General features: G+C 74.8%; 22 protein-coding genes. 13 read left to right on the top strand and 9 right to left on the bottom strand.

From position 1 onward, the window contains the following. Window positions 1-19: 19 nt before the first annotated feature. Window positions 20-469 carry an SPW repeat protein gene (locus CUT83_RS18835; protein WP_101257030.1) on the bottom strand — a complete coding sequence of 150 codons (450 nt, stop codon included), beginning with the start codon at window positions 467-469 and terminating at the stop codon, window positions 20-22. A 216-nt stretch (window positions 470-685) separates the two neighbouring features. Here CUT83_RS18835 and CUT83_RS31395 point away from each other — a divergent pair, with 216 nt between their 5' ends. The 5 genes from CUT83_RS31395 (at window position 686) to CUT83_RS18815 (ending at window position 4,883) form a co-directional block, all read left to right on the top strand. Continuing rightward, window positions 686-820, top strand: a complete 135-nt coding sequence (locus CUT83_RS31395; RefSeq protein ID WP_277347699.1) for a hypothetical protein — start codon at window positions 686-688, stop codon at window positions 818-820. A gap of 63 nt (window positions 821-883) precedes the next feature. Further along, the gene (rsgA, locus tag CUT83_RS18830; protein ID WP_101257029.1) at window positions 884-1,999 is read left to right on the top strand and encodes a ribosome small subunit-dependent GTPase A; all 1,116 of its coding nucleotides are present in this window, start codon (window positions 884-886) and stop codon (window positions 1,997-1,999) included. A 151-nt stretch (window positions 2,000-2,150) separates the two neighbouring features. Further along, entirely contained in the window at window positions 2,151-2,663 is a 513-nt protein-coding gene (locus CUT83_RS18825; protein WP_240957533.1) for a hypothetical protein, read from the top strand. A gap of 151 nt (window positions 2,664-2,814) precedes the next feature. Next, window positions 2,815-4,395 carry an AlkA N-terminal domain-containing protein gene (locus tag CUT83_RS18820; RefSeq protein WP_101257027.1) on the top strand — a complete coding sequence of 527 codons (1,581 nt, stop codon included), beginning with the start codon at window positions 2,815-2,817 and terminating at the stop codon, window positions 4,393-4,395. After that, window positions 4,392-4,883, top strand: a complete 492-nt coding sequence (locus tag CUT83_RS18815) for a methylated-DNA--[protein]-cysteine S-methyltransferase (protein WP_101257026.1) — start codon at window positions 4,392-4,394, stop codon at window positions 4,881-4,883. Before CUT83_RS18820 ends, CUT83_RS18815 begins: the two co-directional genes overlap by 4 nt. A 125-nt stretch (window positions 4,884-5,008) precedes the next feature. Here CUT83_RS18815 and CUT83_RS18810 read toward each other — a convergent pair whose 3' ends face one another. The 5 genes from CUT83_RS18810 to CUT83_RS18790 all read right to left on the bottom strand — a co-directional run bounded on the left by CUT83_RS18810 (window position 5,009) and on the right by CUT83_RS18790 (window position 10,338). Further along, window positions 5,009-6,058 (bottom strand): DUF2637 domain-containing protein, encoded by a 1,050-nt coding sequence (locus tag CUT83_RS18810; RefSeq protein WP_101257025.1) that lies wholly within the window; start codon window positions 6,056-6,058, stop codon window positions 5,009-5,011. A 277-nt stretch (window positions 6,059-6,335) separates the two neighbouring features. After that, window positions 6,336-7,190 (bottom strand): (2Fe-2S)-binding protein, encoded by an 855-nt coding sequence (locus tag CUT83_RS18805; protein ID WP_420882378.1) that lies wholly within the window; start codon window positions 7,188-7,190, stop codon window positions 6,336-6,338. Between the two features lie 102 nt (window positions 7,191-7,292). Beyond that, the gene (locus CUT83_RS18800; RefSeq protein ID WP_240957524.1) at window positions 7,293-8,195 is read right to left on the bottom strand and encodes a hypothetical protein; all 903 of its coding nucleotides are present in this window, start codon (window positions 8,193-8,195) and stop codon (window positions 7,293-7,295) included. A 168-nt stretch (window positions 8,196-8,363) separates the two neighbouring features. Beyond that, window positions 8,364-8,561 carry a DUF3099 domain-containing protein gene (locus CUT83_RS18795; protein ID WP_101257023.1) on the bottom strand — a complete coding sequence of 66 codons (198 nt, stop codon included), beginning with the start codon at window positions 8,559-8,561 and terminating at the stop codon, window positions 8,364-8,366. Window positions 8,562-8,610: 49 nt separating this feature from the next. Continuing rightward, window positions 8,611-10,338, bottom strand: a complete 1,728-nt coding sequence (locus CUT83_RS18790; RefSeq protein WP_101257022.1) for a PucR family transcriptional regulator ligand-binding domain-containing protein — start codon at window positions 10,336-10,338, stop codon at window positions 8,611-8,613. Between the two features lie 363 nt (window positions 10,339-10,701). On the opposite strand from CUT83_RS18790, the gene CUT83_RS18785 reads away from it, so the two are divergent. Beyond that, a complete protein-coding gene (locus CUT83_RS18785) occupies window positions 10,702-12,168 on the top strand; it encodes an NCS2 family permease (protein ID WP_101257021.1) in 1,467 nt (488 codons plus the stop codon). A gap of 68 nt (window positions 12,169-12,236) precedes the next feature. Here CUT83_RS18785 and CUT83_RS18780 read toward each other — a convergent pair whose 3' ends face one another. The 3 genes from CUT83_RS18780 to aceB form a co-directional block, all read right to left on the bottom strand. Beyond that, window positions 12,237-12,707, bottom strand: a complete 471-nt coding sequence (locus tag CUT83_RS18780; protein WP_240957522.1) for a nuclear transport factor 2 family protein — start codon at window positions 12,705-12,707, stop codon at window positions 12,237-12,239. 70 nt (window positions 12,708-12,777) lie between these two features. Next, complete coding sequence (locus CUT83_RS18775; RefSeq protein ID WP_101257020.1) at window positions 12,778-13,551, bottom strand: hypothetical protein; 774 nt, start codon at window positions 13,549-13,551, stop codon at window positions 12,778-12,780. Window positions 13,552-13,784: 233 nt separating this feature from the next. Beyond that, window positions 13,785-15,422: a malate synthase A gene (gene aceB, locus CUT83_RS18770; RefSeq protein ID WP_101257019.1), complete on the bottom strand. Its 1,638-nt coding sequence runs from the start codon at window positions 15,420-15,422 to the stop codon at window positions 13,785-13,787. A 364-nt stretch (window positions 15,423-15,786) separates the two neighbouring features. Between aceB and CUT83_RS18765 the strand changes: the two genes are divergently transcribed. The 7 genes from CUT83_RS18765 (at window position 15,787) to CUT83_RS18735 (ending at window position 22,419) form a co-directional block, all read left to right on the top strand. Continuing rightward, window positions 15,787-16,101, top strand: coding sequence for a DUF5955 family protein (locus tag CUT83_RS18765; protein WP_101257018.1), 315 nt, complete (start codon window positions 15,787-15,789; stop codon window positions 16,099-16,101). 176 nt (window positions 16,102-16,277) lie between these two features. Further along, the gene (locus CUT83_RS18760) at window positions 16,278-17,480 is read left to right on the top strand and encodes a cytochrome P450 family protein (RefSeq protein ID WP_101257017.1); all 1,203 of its coding nucleotides are present in this window, start codon (window positions 16,278-16,280) and stop codon (window positions 17,478-17,480) included. Window positions 17,481-17,774: 294 nt separating this feature from the next. Further along, window positions 17,775-18,773 (top strand): sugar ABC transporter substrate-binding protein, encoded by a 999-nt coding sequence (locus CUT83_RS18755; RefSeq protein ID WP_101257083.1) that lies wholly within the window; start codon window positions 17,775-17,777, stop codon window positions 18,771-18,773. Next, entirely contained in the window at window positions 18,770-19,810 is a 1,041-nt protein-coding gene (locus CUT83_RS18750) for an ABC transporter permease (protein WP_101257016.1), read from the top strand. The genes CUT83_RS18755 and CUT83_RS18750 overlap by 4 nt, the downstream gene beginning before the upstream one ends. After that, window positions 19,777-20,643 carry an ATP-binding cassette domain-containing protein gene (locus tag CUT83_RS18745; RefSeq protein ID WP_101257015.1) on the top strand — a complete coding sequence of 289 codons (867 nt, stop codon included), beginning with the start codon at window positions 19,777-19,779 and terminating at the stop codon, window positions 20,641-20,643. Before CUT83_RS18750 ends, CUT83_RS18745 begins: the two co-directional genes overlap by 34 nt. Before the next feature lie 16 nt (window positions 20,644-20,659). Continuing rightward, complete coding sequence (locus CUT83_RS18740) at window positions 20,660-21,865, top strand: ROK family glucokinase (RefSeq protein WP_101257014.1); 1,206 nt, start codon at window positions 20,660-20,662, stop codon at window positions 21,863-21,865. Then, window positions 21,862-22,419 carry a hypothetical protein gene (locus CUT83_RS18735; RefSeq protein WP_240957520.1) on the top strand — a complete coding sequence of 186 codons (558 nt, stop codon included), beginning with the start codon at window positions 21,862-21,864 and terminating at the stop codon, window positions 22,417-22,419. Before CUT83_RS18740 ends, CUT83_RS18735 begins: the two co-directional genes overlap by 4 nt. The last annotated feature ends 43 nt before the right edge of the window (window positions 22,420-22,462 follow it).

The raw sequence follows: 22,462 nt of genomic DNA, 5'->3' as shown, positions 1-22,462 counted from the left end.
TGCCGTGTGTGCGGTCGGGTCACCCCCTCTTGTGCGCGCGGCTGCCCTTGCCGCCCTTCCTGCCGACGGCCAGCAGGGCCAGCCCCAGCAGGAAGATGATTCCTCCGGTGATCACGTTGGTGAGGACCGTCCTGGTGGTGGCCACGTCACCGGTCACCAGCCAGGGGGATATCACCGTCCAGGCGCCCAGCACGCACACGGCCATGCTCAGGCCGTACGCCCGCTCGAAGGCGACCGCGAGCGTCAGCCCGATCACGGCGAGCGCGATGCCGGTGACGAAGTTGTTGATGGTCAGCGCGTTGAACTGGCTGAACCCCACGATCCATGGCGAGGCCAGCAGGAAGACGCCGCCCAGCACGGTCAGCGCCTCCATCCCCTGCGCCGTCGGTGTCGCCGACGCCTCCGCGTAGCGTGCACGCATTCCGATGAGGTCAGGGTGTTCCTCGATGCGTGACGTCGGTGTGGCCATCTGAGCCACCTCCTCTAGGACACTTTCACCCTTATGCTGCAATTTTCCACCAAATGACCGCGTATGTCTCCCCGGGGGGCGCTTCTGTCTCTGTGACCCGTGAGATTCCTCCAGACGGGTGAGGACGGCCGGGAAAACCGGTGGCGCGGGGGCCGCCCGCCGCCCTAGGGTCGTCGCCGCGAGGGCCCGAAAGGCCCTGGAGGGGCCTGATCGACCTTGATCGACACGGCCCCGGGGAAGCCGTCGACGATCCGGGAACGGGAGGTGGGCCCCATGGCTGCCGACGCCGCCGCCGCGGGCGCGACCCGCGGCAACGAGTCCGTCCGTTCCACCTCCGCGGCCTCCGGCTGACCACATCCGGCCCGTCCTCCGGGCCACCGCCCCGGGGCCGCCCTTCCCGGAAGGGCATCCGCGTTGAGTCCTCTCGACGTACCCGCACACCCCGAACACCCCGCACACTCCGAACACCCGCTCGCCCCCTACGGCTGGGACGAGCACACCGCCGAGGCCTTCGCCCCGTACGGGCGCCGGGGCCTGACCCCCGCCCGCGTGGTCCGCGTGGACCGCGGGCGGTGCGACGCCTTCACCGCCGACGGCCCCGTACGGGCCGGCATCGCGCCCGTCGTCTCCCCGGACCCGCTGCTCACCGTCTGCACCGGTGACTGGGCCGCCCTCGAACCCGGCGGGCGCCGGACGCCGTGGACGGTCCGGGCCCTGCTGCCCCGCCGTACCGCCTTCGTGCGCTCCACCTCCTCCAGGCGATCCGAGGGGCAGGTGCTGGCCGCCAACGTCGACCACGCCGTCGTCGCCGTCTCACTGGCCGTCCCGCTCGATCCCGGAAGGCTGGAGCGCTTCCTCGCGCTGGCCTGGGAGAGCGGGGCCCAGCCGCTGGTGGCCCTCACCAAGACCGATCTGGCCCCGGACGCCGCCCATGCCGCGGCCGACGCCGAGGCCTCGGCGCCCGGCGTGACGGTGCTGCCCGTCAGCGCGCTCACCGGCGAAGGGCTGGACGTGCTCGCCGCCGTGCTCGGCGGAGGCACCGCCGTGCTGCTCGGGCAGTCCGGGGCAGGCAAGTCCACCCTGGTCAACGCGCTGATCGGGCAGGATGCGCTGGAGGTGCGCGAGACCCGCGCGAGCGACGGCAAGGGCCGGCACACCACGACCACCCGCGAGCTGTTCGCGCTGCCCGGCGGCGGAGTCGTCATCGACACCCCGGGGCTGCGCGGCGTCGGGCTGTGGGACGCCGAGGAGGGCGTCGGCCGGGCCTTCGCGGACGTCGAGGAGCTGGCGCGCGCCTGCCGCTTCCACGACTGCGCGCACACCGCCGAGCCGGGCTGCGCCGTTCTGGCCGCCGTCGACGACGGAGCCCTGTCGCCGCGCCGACTGGACAGCTACCGCAAGCTGCTGCGCGAGAACCAGTACCTCGCGGCCCGCACCGACGCCCGGCTGCGGGCGGAGCTGCGGCGCGACTGGAAGCGGAAGCAGGCGCTGGGCCGCCACATGGCGGAGCGCAAACGCGGCCCGCGCTGACCCTCGCCGCCCCGCACGAGGCGGGCACTGCGGGCACTGCGGGCACGGGGCGGCGGAAGCCGGTTGCTAACGTCGCCCCGTGCCCACCCGCAGCGACGCCCCCGCCCAGCCGTTCGGCCCCCGGCAGTTCCAGCTCGTCCTGCTGCGCCGGATGGCCGACTTCCAGCCGGACCTGGTGCTCGACGCGCTGCGCGCGCTGGGCGCCGACCGAGCCGAGATGCGCGAGGCCAACCGCCGCTGGCAGGCCGCCGGCCGCTCACCGCGCTCCCGCGGCGCGGCGGCCCGGTACCGCTCGGTGCTCGGCGAGCCGGAGACGGACGAGCCGCGCCGGGTGGGCGACCTGGACTGCCGGGCGCTGCGCTGGCCGCTGCCGCTGTGGCCGGACCTGCGTCTGGAGGTGCTGACCGCGCCGGGCGGATCGGTGTGGAACGAGTGGCTGGTGCGCGCTCCGGGGGCACCCGGCCCCGAGCCGCGCACGGTGGAGGACCTGCTGCCGTGGACGTGCACGGTGGACGAGGTCGCCCGCGCCTTCGCGCCCGCCCGCCCGATGGAGGGCTCGGCGCCCACCCGGTGGCGGCTGGCCTTCACCGCCCCGGACCGGGCGGGAAGGCGGCACGAGGTGATCGCGGAGTTCACCTGGGGCCTGCTCCAGCGCCTCCCGTGACACCGACGGCCGCCGTGCCCGCGCGGCGCCAGGGCGCCGCGCGGGCACTGGGATGGGAGGTCCGCGCCCCTGGAAGGTGAGGGCAGGCTTCACCGCCGCGTCCGATTTCCGCCAGTGGCGGACGGCCGCGCGGCGCACACTGGATCGCGTGATGGACGACGAGGCCAGGTACGAGGCGGTCCGCAGCCGTGACGAGCGGTTCGACGGCGTCTTCTTCACCGGTGTGCTCACCACCGGCATCTACTGCCGCCCCAGCTGCCCGGCGGTCACCCCCAAGCGGGGCAACGTGCGGTTCTTCCCCTCGGCCGCCGCCGCCCAGCGGGCCGGTCTGCGGGCGTGCCGCCGCTGTCGGCCCGACGCCGTGCCGGGATCGGCCGAGTGGAACGCGCGGGCCGATCTCACCGGCCGCGCGATGCGGATGATCGCCGACGGTGTCGTGGACCGCGAGGGCGTCGAGGGGCTCGCCCGCCGGCTGGGCTACAGCGCCCGCCAGATACACCGGCGGCTCACCGCGGACCTGGGCGCCGGCCCCGTCGCCCTGGCCCGCGCCCAGCGGACGCACACCGCCAGGGTGCTGCTCCAGACGACCGCGCTGCCGGTCACCGAGATCGCCTTCGCCTCCGGCTTCGCCAGCGTGCGGCAGTTCAACGACACCATCCGCGAGGCCCACGCCTGCACCCCGCGCGAATTGCGCGCCCGCGGCCGCGCCAGGGCGGCGACCCGGCCCCGGGCGGCGGCCGGGGAGGCGGCCGGGGGCGGGGGAGTGGAGTTGCGGCTGGCCCACCGGGGCCCGTACGCCGCCGCGGAGGTCTTCGGCTTCCTCCAGCGGCGGGCCGTCCCCGGCGTCGAGGAGGTCACCGGGGAGACCGGCGCCCGCACCTACCGGCGCACCCTCGCCCTGCCCCACGGCCACGGCGTCGCGGAGGTCCGGGAGAGGGCGGACGAGGCGGGCGGCGGCGGGTGCGGCGGCTGGCTGCCGTGCCGGCTGCGCCTGGCCGACCTGCGGGACCTGACCACCGCCGTGCAGCGGATGCGGCGGCTGTTCGACCTGGACGCCGACCCGTACGCCGTCGCCGACCGGCTGGGCTGCGACCCGCTGCTCGGCCCCCTGGTCCACCGGCTGCCGGGGCTGCGCTCGCCGGGCGCGTCCGACCCGCACGAGGCGGCGGTGCGCGCCGTACTCGGCCAGCAGGTCACCGTGGGCGCGGCCCGTACGCTGACGGGCGTGCTCGTGGCGGCGTACGGCAAGCCGCTGCCCGCCCCCGACGGCAGCCTCACCCACCTCTTCCCCGACCCCGGAACCCTCGCCGGGGCGCCCCTGGAGGAGTTGCGCATGCCCGGCTCCCGCCGCCGGGCGGTGCGTGCGGTCGCCGCCGCCCTCGCCGACGGCGCCCTCGTCCTCGACCCCGGAGCCGACCGGGACGAGGCCGAGCGGGCCCTGCTCGCCTTGCCCGGCATCGGCCCGTGGACGGCCGGCTACGTCCGGATGCGCGCGCTGGGCGACCCCGACGTCTTCCTGGCCGGCGACGCGGGAGTGCGGCACGGGCTGGAGCGGATCGGAGCCCGCGTGCCGGACGCCGGACGCTGGCGCCCCTGGCGCTCCTACGCCCTGCACCACCTGTGGAACGCCACCCTCACCCCGCCCCCGCCCCCGCCCCCGGCCCCGCCCCCGGCCGAGACCGGGACCGGGACCGGGACCGAGACCGAGACCGAGAACGCGGAGAAGCGATGACCACCCTCTACACCACCTGCCCCAGCCCGCTGGGCGAGCTGCTGATCGCCGGCCCCGGGCCCGGCGTGGTGGCCTCGGTCAGCGTGCCCGGCCAGAAGGGCGGTGCCCGTGTGCCGCCCGGCCGGCGGCGCGACGACGCGGCCTTCGCCGATGTGGTGCGGCAGTTCGACGCCTACTTCGCCGGGGAGCTGAAGAAGTTCGACCTCACCGTGGCCACCGAGGGGTCGGAGTTCCGCGAGCGGGTGTGGGCCGCCCTGGAGCGCATCCCCTACGGAGCCACCGTCACCTACGGCGAACTGGCCGCCATGGCGGGCCTGGAGCCGCGCTCGGTGCGGGCCGTCGGGGGAGCGGTGGGCGCCAACCCGCTGATGGTGGTGCGTCCCTGCCACCGCGTCATCGGCGCGAGCGGATCGCTGACGGGATACGCGGGCGGGCTGGAGCGCAAGAAGCTGCTGCTGACCCTCGAAGGGGTGCTGAGAGCACCGTGAGGGCGCTGCGGGCCTCCGTGCCGTGAGCGGCCGTGCCGCCGCGAGCCGCCGGGGGCGCCGACGGGGACGGCCGCCGCGGCCGGTGGGAACCGGCCGCGGCGGCCGCGGGGGGAGAGCCGGGAAGGTCAGCCGAACTGCTTCTCGATGGCGGCGAGTTTGGCCTCCAGCGAGTCCAGCCGGGGGCTGGTCAGACTCTCCTCGGAGCCGAACGCGTCCGCCGGGCGGGGCGGGTCCACCTTGCGCAGTCCGTCCGCGCCCAGTCCGTCCGCGCCCAGCGTGCCGCCGCCGGCGTCGTCCGAGGCGGCCCCCAGCGCGGCGCGCGGCCGCGCGGGCTGCGGGGAGCCCGCGCTGACCTCCAGCTCCACCTGCTGCGCGTCGGCGCCGCGGCCCAGCCGGCTGATCGCCCGCAGCCGGGCCCGCTCCAGCTTCCGCTGCTCGCGCTTGCGGGCGCGCTCCTCCTCCTTGCGGCGGCGGTCCTCGCGGACCTCGTCGACCGCCTCGTCCAGCGTCCGCACGCCCTCCAGCAGCATCAGCGACCAGGCGGCGTAGGTCTCGCGCGGGGCGCGCAGCCAGCGCACCACCCGGATCTGCGGCAGCGGACGCGGCACCAGGCCCTGTTCGCGCAGGGCGGCGCGCCGGGTCTGCTTGAGCGCCCGGTCGAAGAGGATGGCCGCCGCGATCGACATGCCCGCGAAGAACTGCGGGGCGCCCGCGTGCTCGTCGCCGCGCGGGGCGTGCACCCAGTTGAACCACGCCGCGGCGCCCGCGAAGAGCCACACCAGCAGCCGCGAGCCGAGGGAGGCGTCACCGTGGCTGGCCTCGCGCACGGCGATGACGGCGGAGAACATCGCCGCGCCGTCCAGGCCGAAGGGGACCAGGAACTCCCAGCCCCCCGACAAACCGAGGTTCTCCCGGCCGAATCCCACCAGGCCGTGGAAGGAGAGCGCGGCGGCGACGCCCGCGCAGCAGAACAGCAGCACGTAGGAGGCGATGGCGTAGACCGTCTCCTTGCGGCGGCGGCGCTCCTCCATGCGCTCCCAGGAGTCCGCCCCCTGGTCCTCGTCGGTCCTGTGGCGTCCGCTTCCGCGGCCCATCAGCACGACCGCGACCAGGGCGCCGACGAGCAGTACGGCACCCGCCAGCACCCAGTTCATCGATATGTCCGTCAGTCTCATCCGGGGGTGTCCCCTGCCTGGCGGCATGCCGTCAAGACGGCCCCGCCGTGCTCGCGTTGGCTTCGTTGACCCGCAGCATCCTGGCGGAAAAAAGATTGTGTGGCAGGCCCTTTGGGCCCAAAAAACCGCCGATGGTGGCCAGAACGTGCGAACAGGAGTGTAGCGAGCCGCAATCGCTGCCGGTTACCGGCCGGATGCTCGAATCCCGAAGGGAGTCCACTCCGCCCGCCCCGCCCGCCCGGACCGGGTGCTCCCCGGCGCGAGGAGGGGCGGTGGATCAGGCGCGCGCGGCGCTCAGCCGCTCCACCCGGTCGGCGTCGCAGGTGCGCGGGCAGGTGACGCAGGTGTCCCGCGGGCGCAGCGTGTAGAACATGCAGCAGCTCGCCCGGTCCCGGGTGGGGTACCTCTCGCCGTCCGGCCCGGACAGCTCACGGAAGGCGGCGCCCCGGGGGAACGGGGCGACCGAGCCCGGCAGCAGCAGCTCGGTCTCGGCCATCGCGCGCCGCTCCTCGCCCAGCAGATGACCGATGTACCACAGGCCCTCGGTGATCTCGTCCGTCGCCATGCCCCACAGCGCGCGCGGTCCGCGGCGCATGCGCGGCCCGAACGCCTCCAGGAGGGGGCCGAGGTGCTCGGCCACCGACTCCCGCACGGCCGCCCGCAGCGCCTCATCGCCGTGGACGACACGGGCGCCGGGCAGGGCGGCGGCCGGATCGCCGGGCAGGCAGGAGAACTCCTCGGCGCACACCGCCATCCGGCCCGAGGCGCGGTCGTAGGCCACCGAGCCCACCGGGAGGCGCGGCACCCGGCGGTGCAGGAACCAGGGGAGCGTCACCAGCAGGCAGACCGACCAGGCGTAGCGGTGCAGACCGAAACCGGCGACCACATCGGGCCGGGCCCGCTCGCCGTAGTCGCGCCGTACCTGCTCGTCGTCCCAGGCCAGGAAGGCGTCCAGAACGGCCCCGCCCTCGGCCAGCTCCGCGGCCCGCACCCAGCCGCCGCCGCGCGGCAGTTCACCGGCCTCCCGCACCTCGGTGACCCGCAGGCCGGGGAAGACCTCGGCCAGACGGTCGTAGGCCGCGGCCAGCGGCGACGCGGCGGGCGTCTCGGGCGCGGGGGCGAGGGTGCACATGGCCATGCGGGTACCACCGAATCGACGGCTATAACAGGTAAGGCTTACCTTAGCTCACATGATCGGTGCCGGTGCAATGCCCGTCCGCACGAGTGGCGCGCGTCACTCCGTGCGATCCCCCGCCGAGGGTGGAGCAGGAGCAGGAGCAGGAGCAGGAGCAGGAGCAGGAGCAGGAGCAGGAGCAGGAGCCGGGGACCGCTGACCGCCCTCCTCGGCCAGCCGGCCGGCCAGCCAGCTCGGCACCCCGCCCAGCAGGCGGAACAGCCGCCGTGCCTCGGCCCGCAGCCGCTCCGCCTCCGGCTCCGGCCGGACGTCCGCCAGGGACACCAGGGCCGGCGCCATGCCCACCAGGTAACCCAGCTCCTCCCGCAGCCGCAGCGACTCGGCGAAACCGTGCCGCGCCTCGGTGAGCTCACCGCCGCGCAGGGCCAGCCCGGCCAGATGCCGCCAGGTGAAGGAGCACAGCAGCGCGTCCCCCTGGGCGGTGGCGGCGGCGTGCGCCCGGCGGTACGCCGCCCGCGCAGCCTGGGGGCTGTCCCCGAAGCGCTCGGTCATCAGGCCCCGCCGGAAGTCCAGCATCGCCCGCCGGGAGGAGTCGGGCGGCAGCAGGGCGGCGGCCCGGCCCAGCGCGGCACGGGCCTCGTCGGCCCGGTCGCGTACGGCCAGCACCGTCGCGGCGTAGGCCAGATGACCGCGCTCGCAGGCGGCCGCACCCCGCTCCTCGTCCGTCGCCGCCAGGGCCTCGGCCACCCGCAGCGCCTCCTCGGCGCGCTCCCAGCCGTCGGCGGTGAACATGCAGCGCTCCACCAGCAGTCCCGCCCGCCGCAGCGCCGCCGAGGCGTCGTCCCGCGCCACTCCCGGCTCCAGCAGCGCCGCCGCGTCCTCCCAGCAGCCGCGCGACCTCAGCCGCCACACCGCGTGGTCGAGCGGACCGCCCTCCGCGTCAGCGCCCGGCCCCGACCCCGCACCCGATCCCGAACCCTCCAGCCGTACCGAACGTGACATGGCGGTCTCCGCCACAGTGCCCTCCCCAACCAAGCGCGCCGTCGAGCCGGATGTGAGCGAATCCCAGCACGAACACCGGGGCCCCGCCAAGAGGTAAGTGTGAACGGTTTCACAATCTTGGTCAGCTCTTGACACACCCCGGACGGCATGCGTCGCCGACCGTCGCGGTCACTCGTCCCACCAGCGGTCGTCCGGCTCCCGCCGGTTGGCGACGACCGCCGCGACCGGCGGGATGACCATGGCCACCACACACATCGCGATCGCCAGCGGGACCGACCACAGGCGCACGAAGGCCCACGCGCCGACGAAGAGGGCCAGGCACAGCCCCATCAGCGCGAAATAGCGGCGCCGCCTGCGCGCGTACACCCTTACAGCGTAGGACGGGGGACCTGGCCGGGTCGGCTCGGGCGGGTGCTCAGCGCATGCGCAGGGCGAGGAAGAAGTCCACCTTGTCCTCCAGCCGGGACAGGTCGCGGCCGGTGAGCCGCTCGATGCGGCCCACCCGGTAGCGCAGGGTGTTGACGTGCAGGCCGAGGTGGGCGGCGCAGCGCGTCCAGGAGCCGTCGGAGGCGAGGAACGCCTCCAGGGTGGGCACCAGTTCGGCGCGGTGGCGCCGGTCGTACTCGTACAGCGGGTCCAGCAGCCGGGCGGTGAAGGCGCGGCGCACGTCGTCGGGCACGAAGGGCAGCAGCAGGACGTGCGAGGCCAGCTCCTCGTGCCCGGCCGCGCAGACCCGCCCCGGCCGGGCGGCGGCCACGCGCCGGGCGTGGCGGGCCTCCTCCAGCGCCCCGTGCAGACCCTCGGCCGAGTGGACGGCGGCGCTGACGCCCAGGGTCAGCCGTCCCTCGGGTCCGCCGAGGCCGCCCAGGCCGCGCTCCAGCGGGGCCCGCAGGGCATCCAGCAGGGGGGTGGCCGCGAACGCGCCCTCGGTCCCGGCGGGCGGCCCGGTCTCCCCACCGGTCTCCTCGGCGGTCTCCTGCCGGGGAGCCGCCGCGAGCGGGACGAGCGCGACGGCCTCCCCGCCGGCCGTCACCACCGCGACCCGGTCCGCCGCGTCCCGGCCGCCGGCCGGGCCGGCCAGCGCCTCCTCCAGCAGGGCCCCGGCGGCCCGGGCCCGTTCGTCCTCGGACAGGCCGGGGCCACCCTCCCAGTCCAGCCGGGCGACGACCACCTGCCACAGGGACGCGGCCCCGGCCCCGGGCAGCAGCGCGGGGGCCGTCATCCGCAGCCGGGCGGCGACCTCGGCCGACGGCGCGCCGGAGCGCAGCAGTTCCAGCACCTCCCCGGCCAGGCGGCGGCCCACCGAGCGGGCGGCGTCCCGCCGCTCGCGCTCGGCCGCGATCAGCTGGGTGACGCCGTGCAGCAGGTCCAGCCGCTCGGCCGGCCACTCGTCCGCGTCGGCCTCCACCGCCAGCAGCCAGCCCGACAGCGCAGACAGCACCGCCTGGCGGGGGTCGGCCCCCGCACCGGCCGACGGGCCGCCCACCGGGAACAGCGAGTACACCGTCTCGCCGGCCACCGCGCGGTACGGGCCGGGGCGCCCCGCCCGCACCGCCGCCAGGTGCTCGCCCGCCAGACGGGTGCGGACGGCGGCCGGCAGCCGCTCCGCGCCGTCCCCTGCGACCGGGCGGCCGGCGGGGGAGAGCACCCACGCCCGCAGGTCCAGATCGGAGCCCAGCAGGTCCAGCACCGCGTCCGGACCGCCGCCCGCCGGGTCCGGGGACATCAGCCGCCGGTGCCGCTCCACCACGGCGGCCAGATCGCCGGCCCGCTCGCCGGACACCTGCCGCACCACATGCTCGGTGACGGTGGCGAAGGCGACCTTCTCGTCCACCGAGAACAGCGGCATCCGGTGCCGTGCGCAGGCCGCCACCAGATCCCCGGGCACCGGGCCCAGCTCAGCCTCGCCCGCCGCCAGCGCGGCCACGCCCGCGGCGGCCAGGATGCGGACGAACGGCTCGGAGTCCTCGGGCCCGCGCCGCCAGGCCAGCCCCGTCAGGACCAGCTCACCGCCCGACAGATAGCGGCTCGGGTCGCGCAGGTCGGTGGTCATCACGCCCCGCACCGGTCGGTCGAGCCCCTCCTCGCCGCTCAGGAGCCGCAGCCCCAGCCAGGGGCTGTCCAGGAGTGCGCGCAACCGCATCGTCGTCTTCCGCCGATCTCTTCCGTACCGCTGGTGCCGTACCGCCGGTGTGCGGGGCGCGCGTACCGCGTCCCGGACCGCACGGGCCTTCGTTCGAATCTACAAGACCCGCGCGTGGGCCGTACGGGTGCTTCGTGCCGCCGGTGACCGCACCGGCCGGGCGACGAGTCGTTCCGCCCGGGGAGTGCGGTGTAACACGGGTGTAGCCGCCCGATCCCTCGCACTCCCGCCCGGCACCGGACCCCGCCGGGGGCCGACGGGGGGACCCCGCGACCGACCGAGAAGAGCCGACGACGTGGACTTCCCGTGCCCCGCCGACCGGGAGGCGGCGCTCGCCGCCGGCGCCGAGCGCCTGAGCGCCCCATGAGCCGGAGAGGCCCCGAAGGCCCCGGGCCGCCCGGGCCGCCCGAGCCGCCCGAGGACCCCCGGGCGGTCGGCCCCCCGCCCTCCGGGGGGTCGCGCGTGGACCGCTGGTTCCACATCTCCCGGCGCGGGTCCACGGTCGCGCGGGAGGTGCGCGGCGGTGTCACCACCTTCATGGCGATGGCGTACATCCTGCTGCTCAACCCCGTGCTGCTGTCCGTCCCCGACCGCTACGGGAACCGGCTGGAGGCCGCCGAGGTGATCACCGCGACCGCGCTGGCCGCGGCCGTCACCACCGTCGCCATGGGCGTGGTCGGCCGTGCTCCGCTGGCGCTGGCCGCCGGGCTGGGCGTCTCGGGCGTGCTGGCCACCCAGGTCGCCCCCGAGGTGAGCTGGCCACAGGCGATGGGGATGTGCGTGGTCTACGGATCGGTGATCATCCTGCTGGTGGTCACCGGGATGCGCGAGCGGATCATGAACGCCATCCCGACGGCGCTCAAACACGCCATCACCATCGGCATCGGCCTGTTCATCGCGATGGTCGGCCTGGTCAACGCGGGCTTCGTCGGTCTGGGCGAACCGGGCTCCCCGGTCACCCTCGGCCAGGGCGGCCGACTGGCCGGCTGGCCGGTGCTGGCCTTCTGCGTCACCCTGCTGCTGATCTTCATGCTGCTGGCCCGCGGGGTGCCCGGCGCCCTCCTGATCGGCATCGCCGTCGGCACCGCCTTCTCGATGGCCGTCACCGCCTCCTTCGGCATCGGCGGCCAGGAGTGGGGCGGCGCCGTGCCCGAGCTCCCCGAACGACTGGTCTCCGCCCCCGACTTCGGCCTGCTGGGGAACGTGGAGATCGGCGGTCTGGCGGGACTGGGCGTCACCGGCTTCACCATGATCGTCTTCACTCTGGTGCTGGCCGGGTTCTTCGACGCGATGGCCACCATCATCGCCGTCGGCCACGAGGCGGGCCTCACCGACGAGCGGGAGCGGATGCCGGGGCTGGGCCGGGCACTGCTGGTGGACGGCGCGGGCGGGGTGGTGGGCGGAGTGGCGAGCGCGTCGGGCCAGACGGTCTTCATCGAGTCGGCCACGGGCGTGGGCGAGGGCGCGCGTACGGGGCTGTCCGCCGTCGTCACCGGGCTGCTGTTCGCGGCGGCGCTGCTGTTCACCCCGCTGGCGCTGATCGTGCCCGGCCAGGTGGCCTCCGCCGCGCTGGTCGTCATCGGCGCGATGATGATGCAGAACTCCCGGTACGTGGACTGGACCGACCGCACGACGGCGATCCCCGTCTTCCTCACCGTCGTCCTGATGCCCTTCACCTATTCGATCACCACCGGCATCGGCGCCGGCGTCATCGCCTACACGGCCGTGCGCACGGCGGTGGGGCGCTGGCGCGAACCGGGGGTGCTCATGTGGCTGCTGACGGCGGTGTTCCTCGTCCACTTCGCGGTGGGCGGCACGGGAGGGGCGTAGGCGAGCCGGCCGGTGCCGGGCCGGACGACCGTCCGGTCCGGCACCGGCCCGGCGCCGAGGGGGCGCCGTCAGTCCCGTCGCTCCTCCATCATCTCGGCCCAGCCGCTCTGGATCATCGTCTGGAAGCGCCAGACGCCGCCCCGGCGCACCAGGACGTCGGCGTAGCGCATGCGGTGCTCCTCGCCTCCCGCCGTCATCACCGAGTCGGTGAACACCACGACGAGGCAGGAGGAGAGGAAGAACGGGGTGCGTGCCGACTCGAAGCGGACCCCCTCGTCCTCCGCGCCGCCCATCACCGCGCTCATCGTCCCGGTGTAACGCCGCCGGTCCCACTGGTCCGTCCGGGCGTCGCCGTCGGAGCCGTCGGTCACCAGGTTGAGCGGGAAGACGGCCATGTCGGCCATGCGCTCGATGTTCTCCGGGGTGGGGCGGGAGGCGAGCTCGTCGTAGGAGGCGAACCACTCCTCCACGCTCCGCAGTTCCTCCTCGGTCGGGGTGTAGCCGGTCAGGGCCGCGGCGATCTCGGTGTTCTTCGGCAAGACTCTCCATTCATCAAATTTGACTAGTTGCGGGAAGAGTAGCGCCCGCCACCTTGGTGGTCAAACTTGATTAGCTCGACTCCGTCGGAGGCCGGCGCGGGCCGCCGGTGCCCAGCAGTGCGTGCGCCGCCTCGCCGACCGGCTGCGGAGTGCCCGCCAGATCCAGCGTGAAGAGCGGCAGGCCGAGGCTTTCCGCGCGGTCGAGGGCCTGGCGGGTGTAGCCGGCCAGGGAGAAGCAGACGGCCACCGCCGACTCGTTGAGGCCGTGCAGCCACAGCGTCTCGACGGCGTCCGGCCCGGTCGGCGCGGTGGTGGGATCCACCCGGGCCAGGACCTCGGGCCCGCGCAGATCGACACCCGGGACCGGATGGGCACCGGCCACGGGGCGCACCCGCTCGAAGCCCAGCCAGTCCAGAAAGAGCGCGGCGGCCGTCACCACGTCCCGGGCGGTGCGGATGGCGACCGGCTGGAAGTCGGGCCGCCCGCGGGCCGCCCCCGGCGAAGGCGCGTCCGCCGCCTCCCCGCCGGCGGCCACGGCGGAGGGGAAGGCCGCACCGGAGGACTGGGCGGGGGGCTCGGCGGGGGGCTCGGCGAGGGGAGGCCGCAGCAGCGCGCCGCACGGGCAGCCCAGTTCCGGCCGGGGCCACTCGTCGTACCGCCCGCAGGCGGAGCAGCGCAGCGTCAGCCAGGAGTCGGCCCACACACGGTGCCGGATCCGTACGGGAATCCCGCCGCGCAGCAGCGCGGGCGCCACGGGGGCGCCGCAGCGGCACGGATAGGAGGGGACGATGTAGGGGTGCTCACGACGGCACTGGGGGCACCGCACCGGCACGGTCTCTGCCAATCTCGGCTCCAGTCGGACGGTCGGACGGTCGGACGGTCGGACGGTCGGTCGGTCGGGTCCAAGGGCCTAAGGCTCCAAGGGCCGCGGGGGCGAGGGGTTCGCGGGCTCATCGTCCCCGACGGACACGCCCGCCGGGAACGGGTTCGCACGGCCGCGGCGTCCCGCGGCGGACCGGAGGGGCGACTTCCGGTCATATTCCCCCGGCAGCTCCGCGTCCCGGCACCCGGTGCCGCTCAGCCCAGCAGCTCGTACGCGGGCAGGGTCAGGAACTCCGCGAAGTCCTCGTCCAGCGCCACCCGCAGCAGCAGGTCGTGCGCCTGCCGCCACCTGCCCGCCGCGTACGCCTCCTCGCCCAGCCCGGCGCGGATGTCCGCCAGGTCCTCGGCGGCCAGCGAGCGCACCAGCTCGGGGGTGACCTCCTCCCCGGTGTCCAGCACCACACCGGCGTCGACCCACTGCCGGATCTGGGAGCGTGAGATCTCGGCGGTGGCGGCGTCCTCCATCAGCCCGAAGATCGCCACGGCGCCCTGGCCCCGCAGCCATGCCTCGATGTACCGGATACCGACCCGGACGGCGCCCACCAGCCCCTCGCGGGTGGGTACGGCCTCCAGGGAGTCGACGGCGAGCAGGTCGGCGGCGGTGACGCGCACGTCCTCGCGCAGCCGGTCCTTCTGGTGCGGCCGGGAGCCGAGCACCGCGTCGAAGGACGCCCGCGCGACGGGCACCAGATCGGGGTGGGCCACCCAGGAGCCGTCGAACCCGTCCCCCGCCTCGCGGTCCTTGTCGGCCCTGACCTTCGCGAAGGCCCGCTCGTTGGCCTGCGGGTCGCGGCGGTCGGGGATGAAGGCGGACATGCCGCCGATGGCGTGGGCCCCGCGCCTGTGGCAGGTGCGCACCAGCAGCTCGGTGTAGGCGCGCATGAAGGGCGCGGTCATGGTCACCGCGTCGCGGTCGGGCAGCACGAACCGCTCACCGGCGCCCCGGAAGTTCTTGACGATGGAGAACAGGTAGTCCCAGCGGCCCGCGTTGAGACCGGAGGCGTGGTCGCGCAGCTCGTGGAGGATCTCCTCCATCTCGAACGCGGCGGTGATCGTCTCGATCAGCACGGTGGCGCGGACGGTGCCCCGGGGGATGCCGCAGTAGTCCTGGGCGAAGACGAAGACGTCGTTCCACAGCCGCGCCTCCAGGTGCGACTCCAGCTTGGGCAGGTAGAAGTACGGGCCCCGGCCCGTCTCCAGCAGCAGGCGGGCGTTGTGGAAGAAGTACAGCCCGAAGTCGGCCAGCGCGCCGGGCACGGCGCGGTCGCCGACCCGCAGACGGCGCTCGTCCAGGTGCCAGCCGCGCGGCCGTACCACGACGGTGGCCAGCTCCTCGTCGGGCCGCAGCTCGTAGCGCCTGCCCCCGGGAGCGGTGAAGTCGATGCGGCGGCGGTGGGCGTCCATCAGGTTGATCTGGCCGCCGACCATGTTGCCCCAGGTGGGGGCGGAGGCGTCCTCGAAGTCGGCGAGCCAGACGCGGGCGCCGGAGTTGAGGGCGTTGACCGTCATCCTGCGGTCGACCGGACCGGTGATCTCCACCCGGCGGTCCCGGAGCGCCTCGGGGGCCGGCGCCACCCGCCAGTCGCCCTCGCGGACGTGGGCGGTGGAGGGCTGGAAGTCCAGGGTGCCGGTGCGGGCGATCTCGGCGCGGCGCTCGGCCCGGCGGACCAGCAGTTCGTCGCGGCGCGGGGTGAACCGGTGGTGCAGCTCGCCGAGGAAGGCGAGGGCGGCATCGGTGAGGACCTCCCCGTGGCGCCCTCGGTGCTCGTCGGGCGTCCGGGCGGGACCGGCGCCGGTGACGACGGCGGGCGGGGGCGGCACTGCTGCGGACATGGCGTGTCACTCCTTCGTCGGGGCGGCGGGCAGGGGGCCGCTTCCACCGGCACGTTCCGCCGCCGGGGACCAGTGTCCCCACCGCGGCGGGCCGGAGCCCGCCGGGCCCCGGCCCCCATGGCCTGAACCATGCCCCGAGTCTCGCCCTCCGTATAGCGCGATGTGCGGAGAGTGGCGTTTACTGTGCGCACCCCTTCTCCGGCCGTACGCCGCCGGGAGGGGCCGGGCGGCGGGCCCGTACGGCCGCCGAGCGGCGGCAAGACGGTGCGGGAGCGCCGCGGAGAACCGGGAACGGCAAGACGGAGCACGACGGCAGACGGCGACGGACGACGAGGAACACAGCATCCGTGTGGGGGGAGCTGCGTTGCGGAAGGAAGCGGTAGGACACCGGGCGGTCGTCCACGGACAGGACGACCCGCGGGTCATCGCACTGCGGCGGGCCGTATCCCGCCTGCACCGGGAACTCGCCGGTTACCGTGCACAACTGGCGGACCGGCAGATAGCCGAGGAGGAACTGGCCGCCATGGAAGCCGCGCTCCGCGCGGGCGCTCCCGAGGTCGGCGGGCTGCGCCACTCGCTGCTGCTGATCGCGGGGGCGGTCGGTTCGGTGAGCGCGCTGTCCGGGGCACTGGCGGAGGTGTGCAAGGCCGTGGAGCTGTTCGGCGCGCCGACGCCCTGAGGGGGACGCCCCCGTGTTCCGCCGGCCGGGCGCGCGGGCCGGCGCCGCCGGGAGGTCCCGTACGGACCGTTTCGGCCCACCTGCGGCCCGCCGGACCACCTGGCCGGATAACGATGTCGCCGCAGGACCTCCCGCTGGCATCATCGGCGGCGGACGGCCACACAGGGGAGGCGCGGATGAGCACCGACGAACGGACACCGGTCGATCTGGCGTCCCTGGGTGAGGACTTCGTCCGCGACCCCTATCCCGTCTACGCCGAGCTGCGGGCCCGCGGCCCGGTGCACCGGGTGCGGATACCCGAGGGCGCCGAGGCGTGGCTGGTCGTCGGATACGAGCAGGCGCGGGCCGTCCTGGCCGACCCGCGGCTGTCCAAGCACTGGAGCAACGCCTCGCCCGCCCTGCCGGTGGGCCCTCCGGCGGCCGGGGTCAGCATGCTCAGCTCCGACCCGCCGGACCACACCAGACTGCGCAGGCTGGTCGCCCGCGAGTTCACCGCGCGGCGCACGGCCTCCCTGGAGCCGAGGGTGCGGGAGATCGCCGACGGGCTGCTGGATGCGATGCTGAAGGAGCCGGAGCGGCGGGCCGATCTGGTGGACGCCTACGCCTTCCCACTGCCCATCACGGTCATCTGCGAGCTGCTGGGTGTGCCGTTCCTGGACCGGGACGCCTTCCGGGCCTGGTCGGCCACCGTCGTCGGGGACGCGGGCTTCGAGGAGAAGCAGGCCGCGAACGAGGCCGTCACCGCGTACCTCACCGAGCTGCTGGAGGAGAAGCGGCGGCAGCCGGGCGAGGACCTGCTGAGCGCCCTGCTGCACACCGCCGACGAGGACGGCGACCGGCTGTCGGCCGAGGAACTGCTCGGCATGGCCTGGCTGCTGCTCATCGCGGGCCACGAGACCACCGTCAACCTGATCGCGAACGGCACCCTCGCCCTGCTCACCCACCCCGACCAGCTCGCGCTGCTGCGCTCGGACCCCTCCCTGGCCGAGGGCGCGGTCGAGGAGATGCTGCGCTACGACGGCCCGGTCGAGACGCCCACCTACCGCTTCACCACCGAGCCCGTCGAGATCGGCGGGACGGTGATCCCCGGCGGAGGGGAGCTGGTGCTGGCGGTCCTCGCCGACGCCAACCGCGACCCGGGGCGCTTCGCGGACCCCGGCCGTTTCGACATCCGCCGTGAATCCCGCGGCCACCTCGCCTTCGGGCACGGCATCCACCACTGCCTGGGCGCCCCGCTGGCCCGGCTGGAGGGCCGTGTCGCCGTTCGCGCGCTGCTGGAGCGCTGCCCGGACCTGGCCCTCGACATCCACCCGGCGGCCGTCTCCTGGCGGCAGGGCATGCTCATCCGCGGCCCGCACCGCCTGCCGGTGCGCTTCTGAGGAGCCGCTCTCTCCGCCTCCTCAGCCCCCTCCGTCCCGTTCACCCCACCCGCACCGTCCGTTCCCTCCCGCGCCACCCCCGATCCCCGTGCGAGCTGCGGTGACGGATACTTGTGCGGCCGGGGCCGGAACCGTCCGCGCCCCGGCACGGCACGAAAGCCGGCCGCCGGGCCGGCACTCACGCAGCGAGAGGGCGGAAACCGCGTGACCACGGCAGGAGGGGTACGCAGGGGCGTACGGACCGGTGCCCGGACCGGCATACGGACCGGCATACGGACCGGCATACGGGCCGGCATACGGGCCGGCATACGGACGAGGGCCACGGCGTCGGCGGCGGTCCTCGCGCTCGCCCTGGCCGGATGCAGCAGCACCGGCGGGAAGCGGGCCGAGGAGGAGCGCGAGCGCGCCGGAGGCCGCGCGGCGGTGGACACCCCGCGCTGGACGTTCGCGATGGTCACCCACTCGGGAGACGGCGACACCTACTGGGACATCGTCCGCAGCGGCGCCGAGCAGGCGGCCGTCAAGGACAACGTGGAGTTCGTCTACTCCCACGACAAGGAGGCCGGCCGCCAGGCCCAGCTCGTCCAGACCGCCATCGACCGGAAGGTGGACGGGCTGATCGTCACCCTCGCCAAGCCCGAGGCGATGGAGGCGGTGGTGCGCAAGGCGGTGAAGGCCGGCATTCCGGTGGTCACGATCAACTCCGGCCAGGACGAGTCCGCCGGCCTCGGCGCCCTCGCCCACATCGGCCAGGACGAGTCCGTCGCCGGCGAGGCGGTCGGCGAGGAGTTGAACGAACGCGGGCACGACAAGGCCCTGTGCGTCGTCCACGAGCAGGGCAACGTCGGCCACGAGGAGCGCTGCGACGGAGTGCGCGAGGCCTTCGACGGCGAGGTGGAGAACCTCTACGTGGACGGCACCAACATGCCCTCCGTGGAGTCCTCCGTCGAGGCCGAGCTCCAGTCCGACCGGGACGTGGACACCGTCGTCACCCTCGGCGCGCCCTTCGCCGCCACCGCCGCCAAGGCCGTGAAGCGGGCGGGCGGCGGCGTTGAGGTCAACACCTTCGATCTCAACGCCCAGGTCGCCGCCGGACTGCGGGACGGCACGATCGGCTTCGCCGTCGACCAGCAGCCCTACCTCCAGGGCTACGAGGCCGTCGACCTGCTGTGGCTGCACCGCTACAACGGCAACATGCTCGGCGGCGGACGGCCGGTCCTCACCGGCCCGCAGCTGGTGACCGGGGACGACGCCGCAGACCTGGAGAAGTACACCGAGCGGGGCACCCGGTGACCGCCACCCCCGCGGCCCTGGCGAAGGACGCCGCCGAGCGCGGCCCGGTGGCGCGGCGCCTGCTGGCCCGCCCCGAGCTGGGCGCGGTGGTCGGGGCCGCCGCCGTCCTGGCCTTCTTCGCCCTCGCCGCCGACGGCTTCCTGCGCCCCGCCGGCCTGGGCACCGTCCTGTACGCCGCATCCACGATCGGCATCATGGCGGTGCCGGTGGCGCTGCTGATGATCGGCGGGGAGTTCGACCTGTCGGCGGGCGTGATGGTGACCAGCTCGGCGCTGGTGTCCTCGATGTTCAGCTACCAGATGACGGCGAACACCTGGGCCGGCGTCGCGGTGTCCCTGCCGGTCACCCTCGCGATCGGCTTCTTCAACGGCTGGACGCTCACCCGCACCCGCCTGCCGAGCTTCATCATCACCCTGGGCACCTTCCTGATGCTCACCGGCCTCAACCTCGGCCTCACCAAGCTGGTCGGCGGCACGGTCTCCACCAAGGCGATCGGCGACATGGAGGGCTTCGACTCCGCCCGCGCGGTCTTCGCCTCCGGCATCACCGTCGGCGGCTTCCAGCTGAGGATCACCATCGTGTGGTGGCTCGCGCTGGTCGCCGCGGCCACCTGGATCCTGCTGCGGACCAGGGCGGGCAACTGGATCTTCGCCACCGGCGGCAACGCGGAGGCCGCCCGCGCGGTCGGCGTCCCCGTCGACCGCGTCCGGATCGGCCTCTACATGGGCGTGGCCCTGGCCGCCTGGATCTCCGGCCAGCACCTGCTGTTCAGCTACGACGTCGTGCAGTCCGGCGAGGGCGTGGGCAACGAGCTGATCTACATCGCCGCGGCCGTCATCGGCGGCTGCCTGCTCACCGGCGGCCACGGCTCGGCGGCCGGCGCCGCCGTCGGCGCCCTGATCTTCGGCATGACCAGCAAGGGCATCGTCTACGCCCAGTGGGACCCCAGCTGGTTCAAGTTCTTCCTCGGGGCGATGCTGCTGCTCGCCACGCTGCTCAACGCATGGATCCGCAAGCGGGCGGAGGCATCCTCGTGAACGGGACACCCACGGCGACGGCCGGCTCCCCCACGGCACTGGTGGAGCTGGCCGGCGTCGGCAAGCGCTACGGCAACGTGACCGCGCTGGAGGGCGTGTCGCTGGCGGTCCGCCCCGGCGAGGTCGTCTGCGTGCTCGGCGACAACGGCGCCGGCAAGTCGACCCTCATCAAGATCGTCTCCGGGCTGCACCGGCACGACGACGGAGCCTTCCGCATCGACGGCGAGGAGGTCCGCCTCGCCTCCCCCCGCGAGGCCCTCGACCGCGGCATCGCCACCGTCTACCAGGACCTGGCCGTCGTCCCGCTGATGCCGGTGTGGCGCAACTTCTTCCTCGGCTCCGAGCCCGTCACCGGGCGAGGCCCCCTCCGCCGCCTGGACACCGCCGCCATGCGCCGCACCACCCGCGAGGCCCTGCTGCGGATGGGCATCGACCTGCGCGACGTGGACCAGCCCATCGGCACCCTCTCCGGCGGCGAGCGGCAGTCGGTCGCCATCGCCCGCGCCGTCCACTTCGGCGCCCGGGTGATCGTCCTGGACGAGCCGACCGCCGCCCTCGGCGTCAAGCAGGCCGGGGTGGTCCTGCGCTACGTCGCCGCCGCCCGCGACCAGGGGCTGGGCGTCGTCCTGGTCACCCACAACCCCCACCACGCCCATCTGGTCGGCGACCGGTTCGTGCTGCTCAGGCGCGGCTCCATGGCCGGTAGCCACGCCCGCGAGGAGATCGGCCTGGACGAGCTGACCCGCCAGATGGCGGGCGGCAGCGATCTGGACCGGCTCGGCCACGAACTGGCGCGCACCCGTCCCTCGGGGCCGGACCGCAAGGCTTTGTAGGGCACAATCGACGGTGATGAGTACGTACCGTGACCGGGCGCACCGAGGCTCTGTTCGAGCGACCGCCGGAACGGCCGCCGGAACGGCCGCCGGAACGAGCGCCAGGGCGACCGCCAGAGCGACGGTGTTCAGGGCCGTGGCCATGCGCGAACGGCGCTCCTACGTCTCCGCGCCGCGCGTGCCCACGGTGGGCATCGACATCGGCGGCACCAAGGTGATGGCGGGCGTCGTCGACGCAGACGGCCGCATCCTGGAGAAGGTCCGGGCCGAGACCCCCGACAAGTCCAAGAGCCCGCAGGCCGTCGAGGACACCATCGCCGAGCTGGTCCTGGACCTCTCCGACCGCCACGACGTGCACGCCGTCGGCATCGGGGCGGCCGGCTGGGTGGACGCCGACCGCTCCCGGGTGCTGTTCGCCCCCCACCTGGCCTGGCGCGACGAGCCGCTGCGCGACGCGCTGACCGCCCGTCTGGCCGTGCCCGTCATGGTCGACAACGACGCCAACACCGCGGCCTGGGGCGAGTGGCGCTTCGGCGCCGGCCGAGGCGAGGACCACCTCGTCATGATCACCCTCGGTACCGGCATCGGCGGCGCCATACTCGAGGACGGCCAGGTCAAGCGCGGCAGGTACGGGGTGGCCGGGGAGTTCGGCCATATGCAGGTCGTTCCCGGCGGCCACCGCTGTCCCTGCGGCAACCGCGGCTGCTGGGAGCAGTACAGCTCCGGCAACGCCCTGGTCCGCGAGGCCCGCGAGCTGGCGGCGGCCGAGTCGCCGGTCGCCTACGGGATCATCGACCGCGTCGGCGGCAACGTCCGCGACATCACCGGACCGCTGATCACCGAGCTGGCCCGCGAGGGCGACGCGATGTGCACCGAGCTCCTCCAGGAGATCGGCGAGTGGCTCGGCGTCGGCATCGCCAACCTGGCCGCCGCGCTGGACCCCTCCTGCTTCGTCGTCGGCGGCGGGGTCAGCGCCGCCGACGAACTGCTGATCGGCCCCGCGCGGGACGCCTTCCGCCGCCACCTCACCGGCCGCGGCTACCGTCCCGAGGCCCGTATCGCGCGCGCCGAACTCGGCCCGGAGGCCGGCATGGTCGGCGCCGCCGACCTCGCCCGGCTGGTCGCCCGCCGCTTCCGCCGCGCCAACCGCCGCCGGGTGGAGCGGTACGAGCGCGCCGGGATCGGCCTGCTGCCCTCGCGCGGATGGGGGGCGGGCCGTTGACCGCCACCGTGCCCCTGCCGCAGCCCGGGACCCCGCCGCACCGGCCCAGACACCGCTGGCTGGTCGCGATCATCGTGGTGCTGCTGATCGCCGTCCCCGCCGGCTACCTGGTGCTCTCCGCCTACCAGAGCCGCGACAGCGGCAAGGACAAACAGCGCGCCGCCGCCGCCACCGGCCTGGTGTGGAAGTGGCCCAGCAAGCTGGAGAGCCGCATCTACGAGGTGCCCGTGCCCGGCGGGTCCAGCTATGTGGCGCACTACGAGACCAACAGCTGGCAGCGCAGCTCCTTCTACGTGCAGTTCCGTACCTCCCGGCGGGGCCTGGAGAGGTTCGTCGAGGAGGCCGGCGGTGATCCGGGCGCCCTGCGTGAGGGTGTCTCCGGGGTCACCGGGCGGCAGGCCGAGACGGTGGGCTGGGAGCTGGACGCCCCCGGCCGCCGCTACGCGGGCGCCAGGATCGAGCGGCCCGGGGAGCGGCCCGATCTGGCGGTCACCGTGGACGTCACCAGCGAGGACCGCCTGCGGGTCTACGCGGTCTCCACGGTCGAGTTCTGACGGCCGGCCCCGCCGGAGCGCTCCGGCGGGGCCTCACCTCAGG

The organism is Streptomyces barkulensis (assembly GCF_002843305.1).
Taxonomy (GTDB): domain Bacteria; phylum Actinomycetota; class Actinomycetes; order Streptomycetales; family Streptomycetaceae; genus Streptomyces; species Streptomyces barkulensis.
This window is presented reverse-complemented; position numbering and strand designations above follow the sequence as displayed.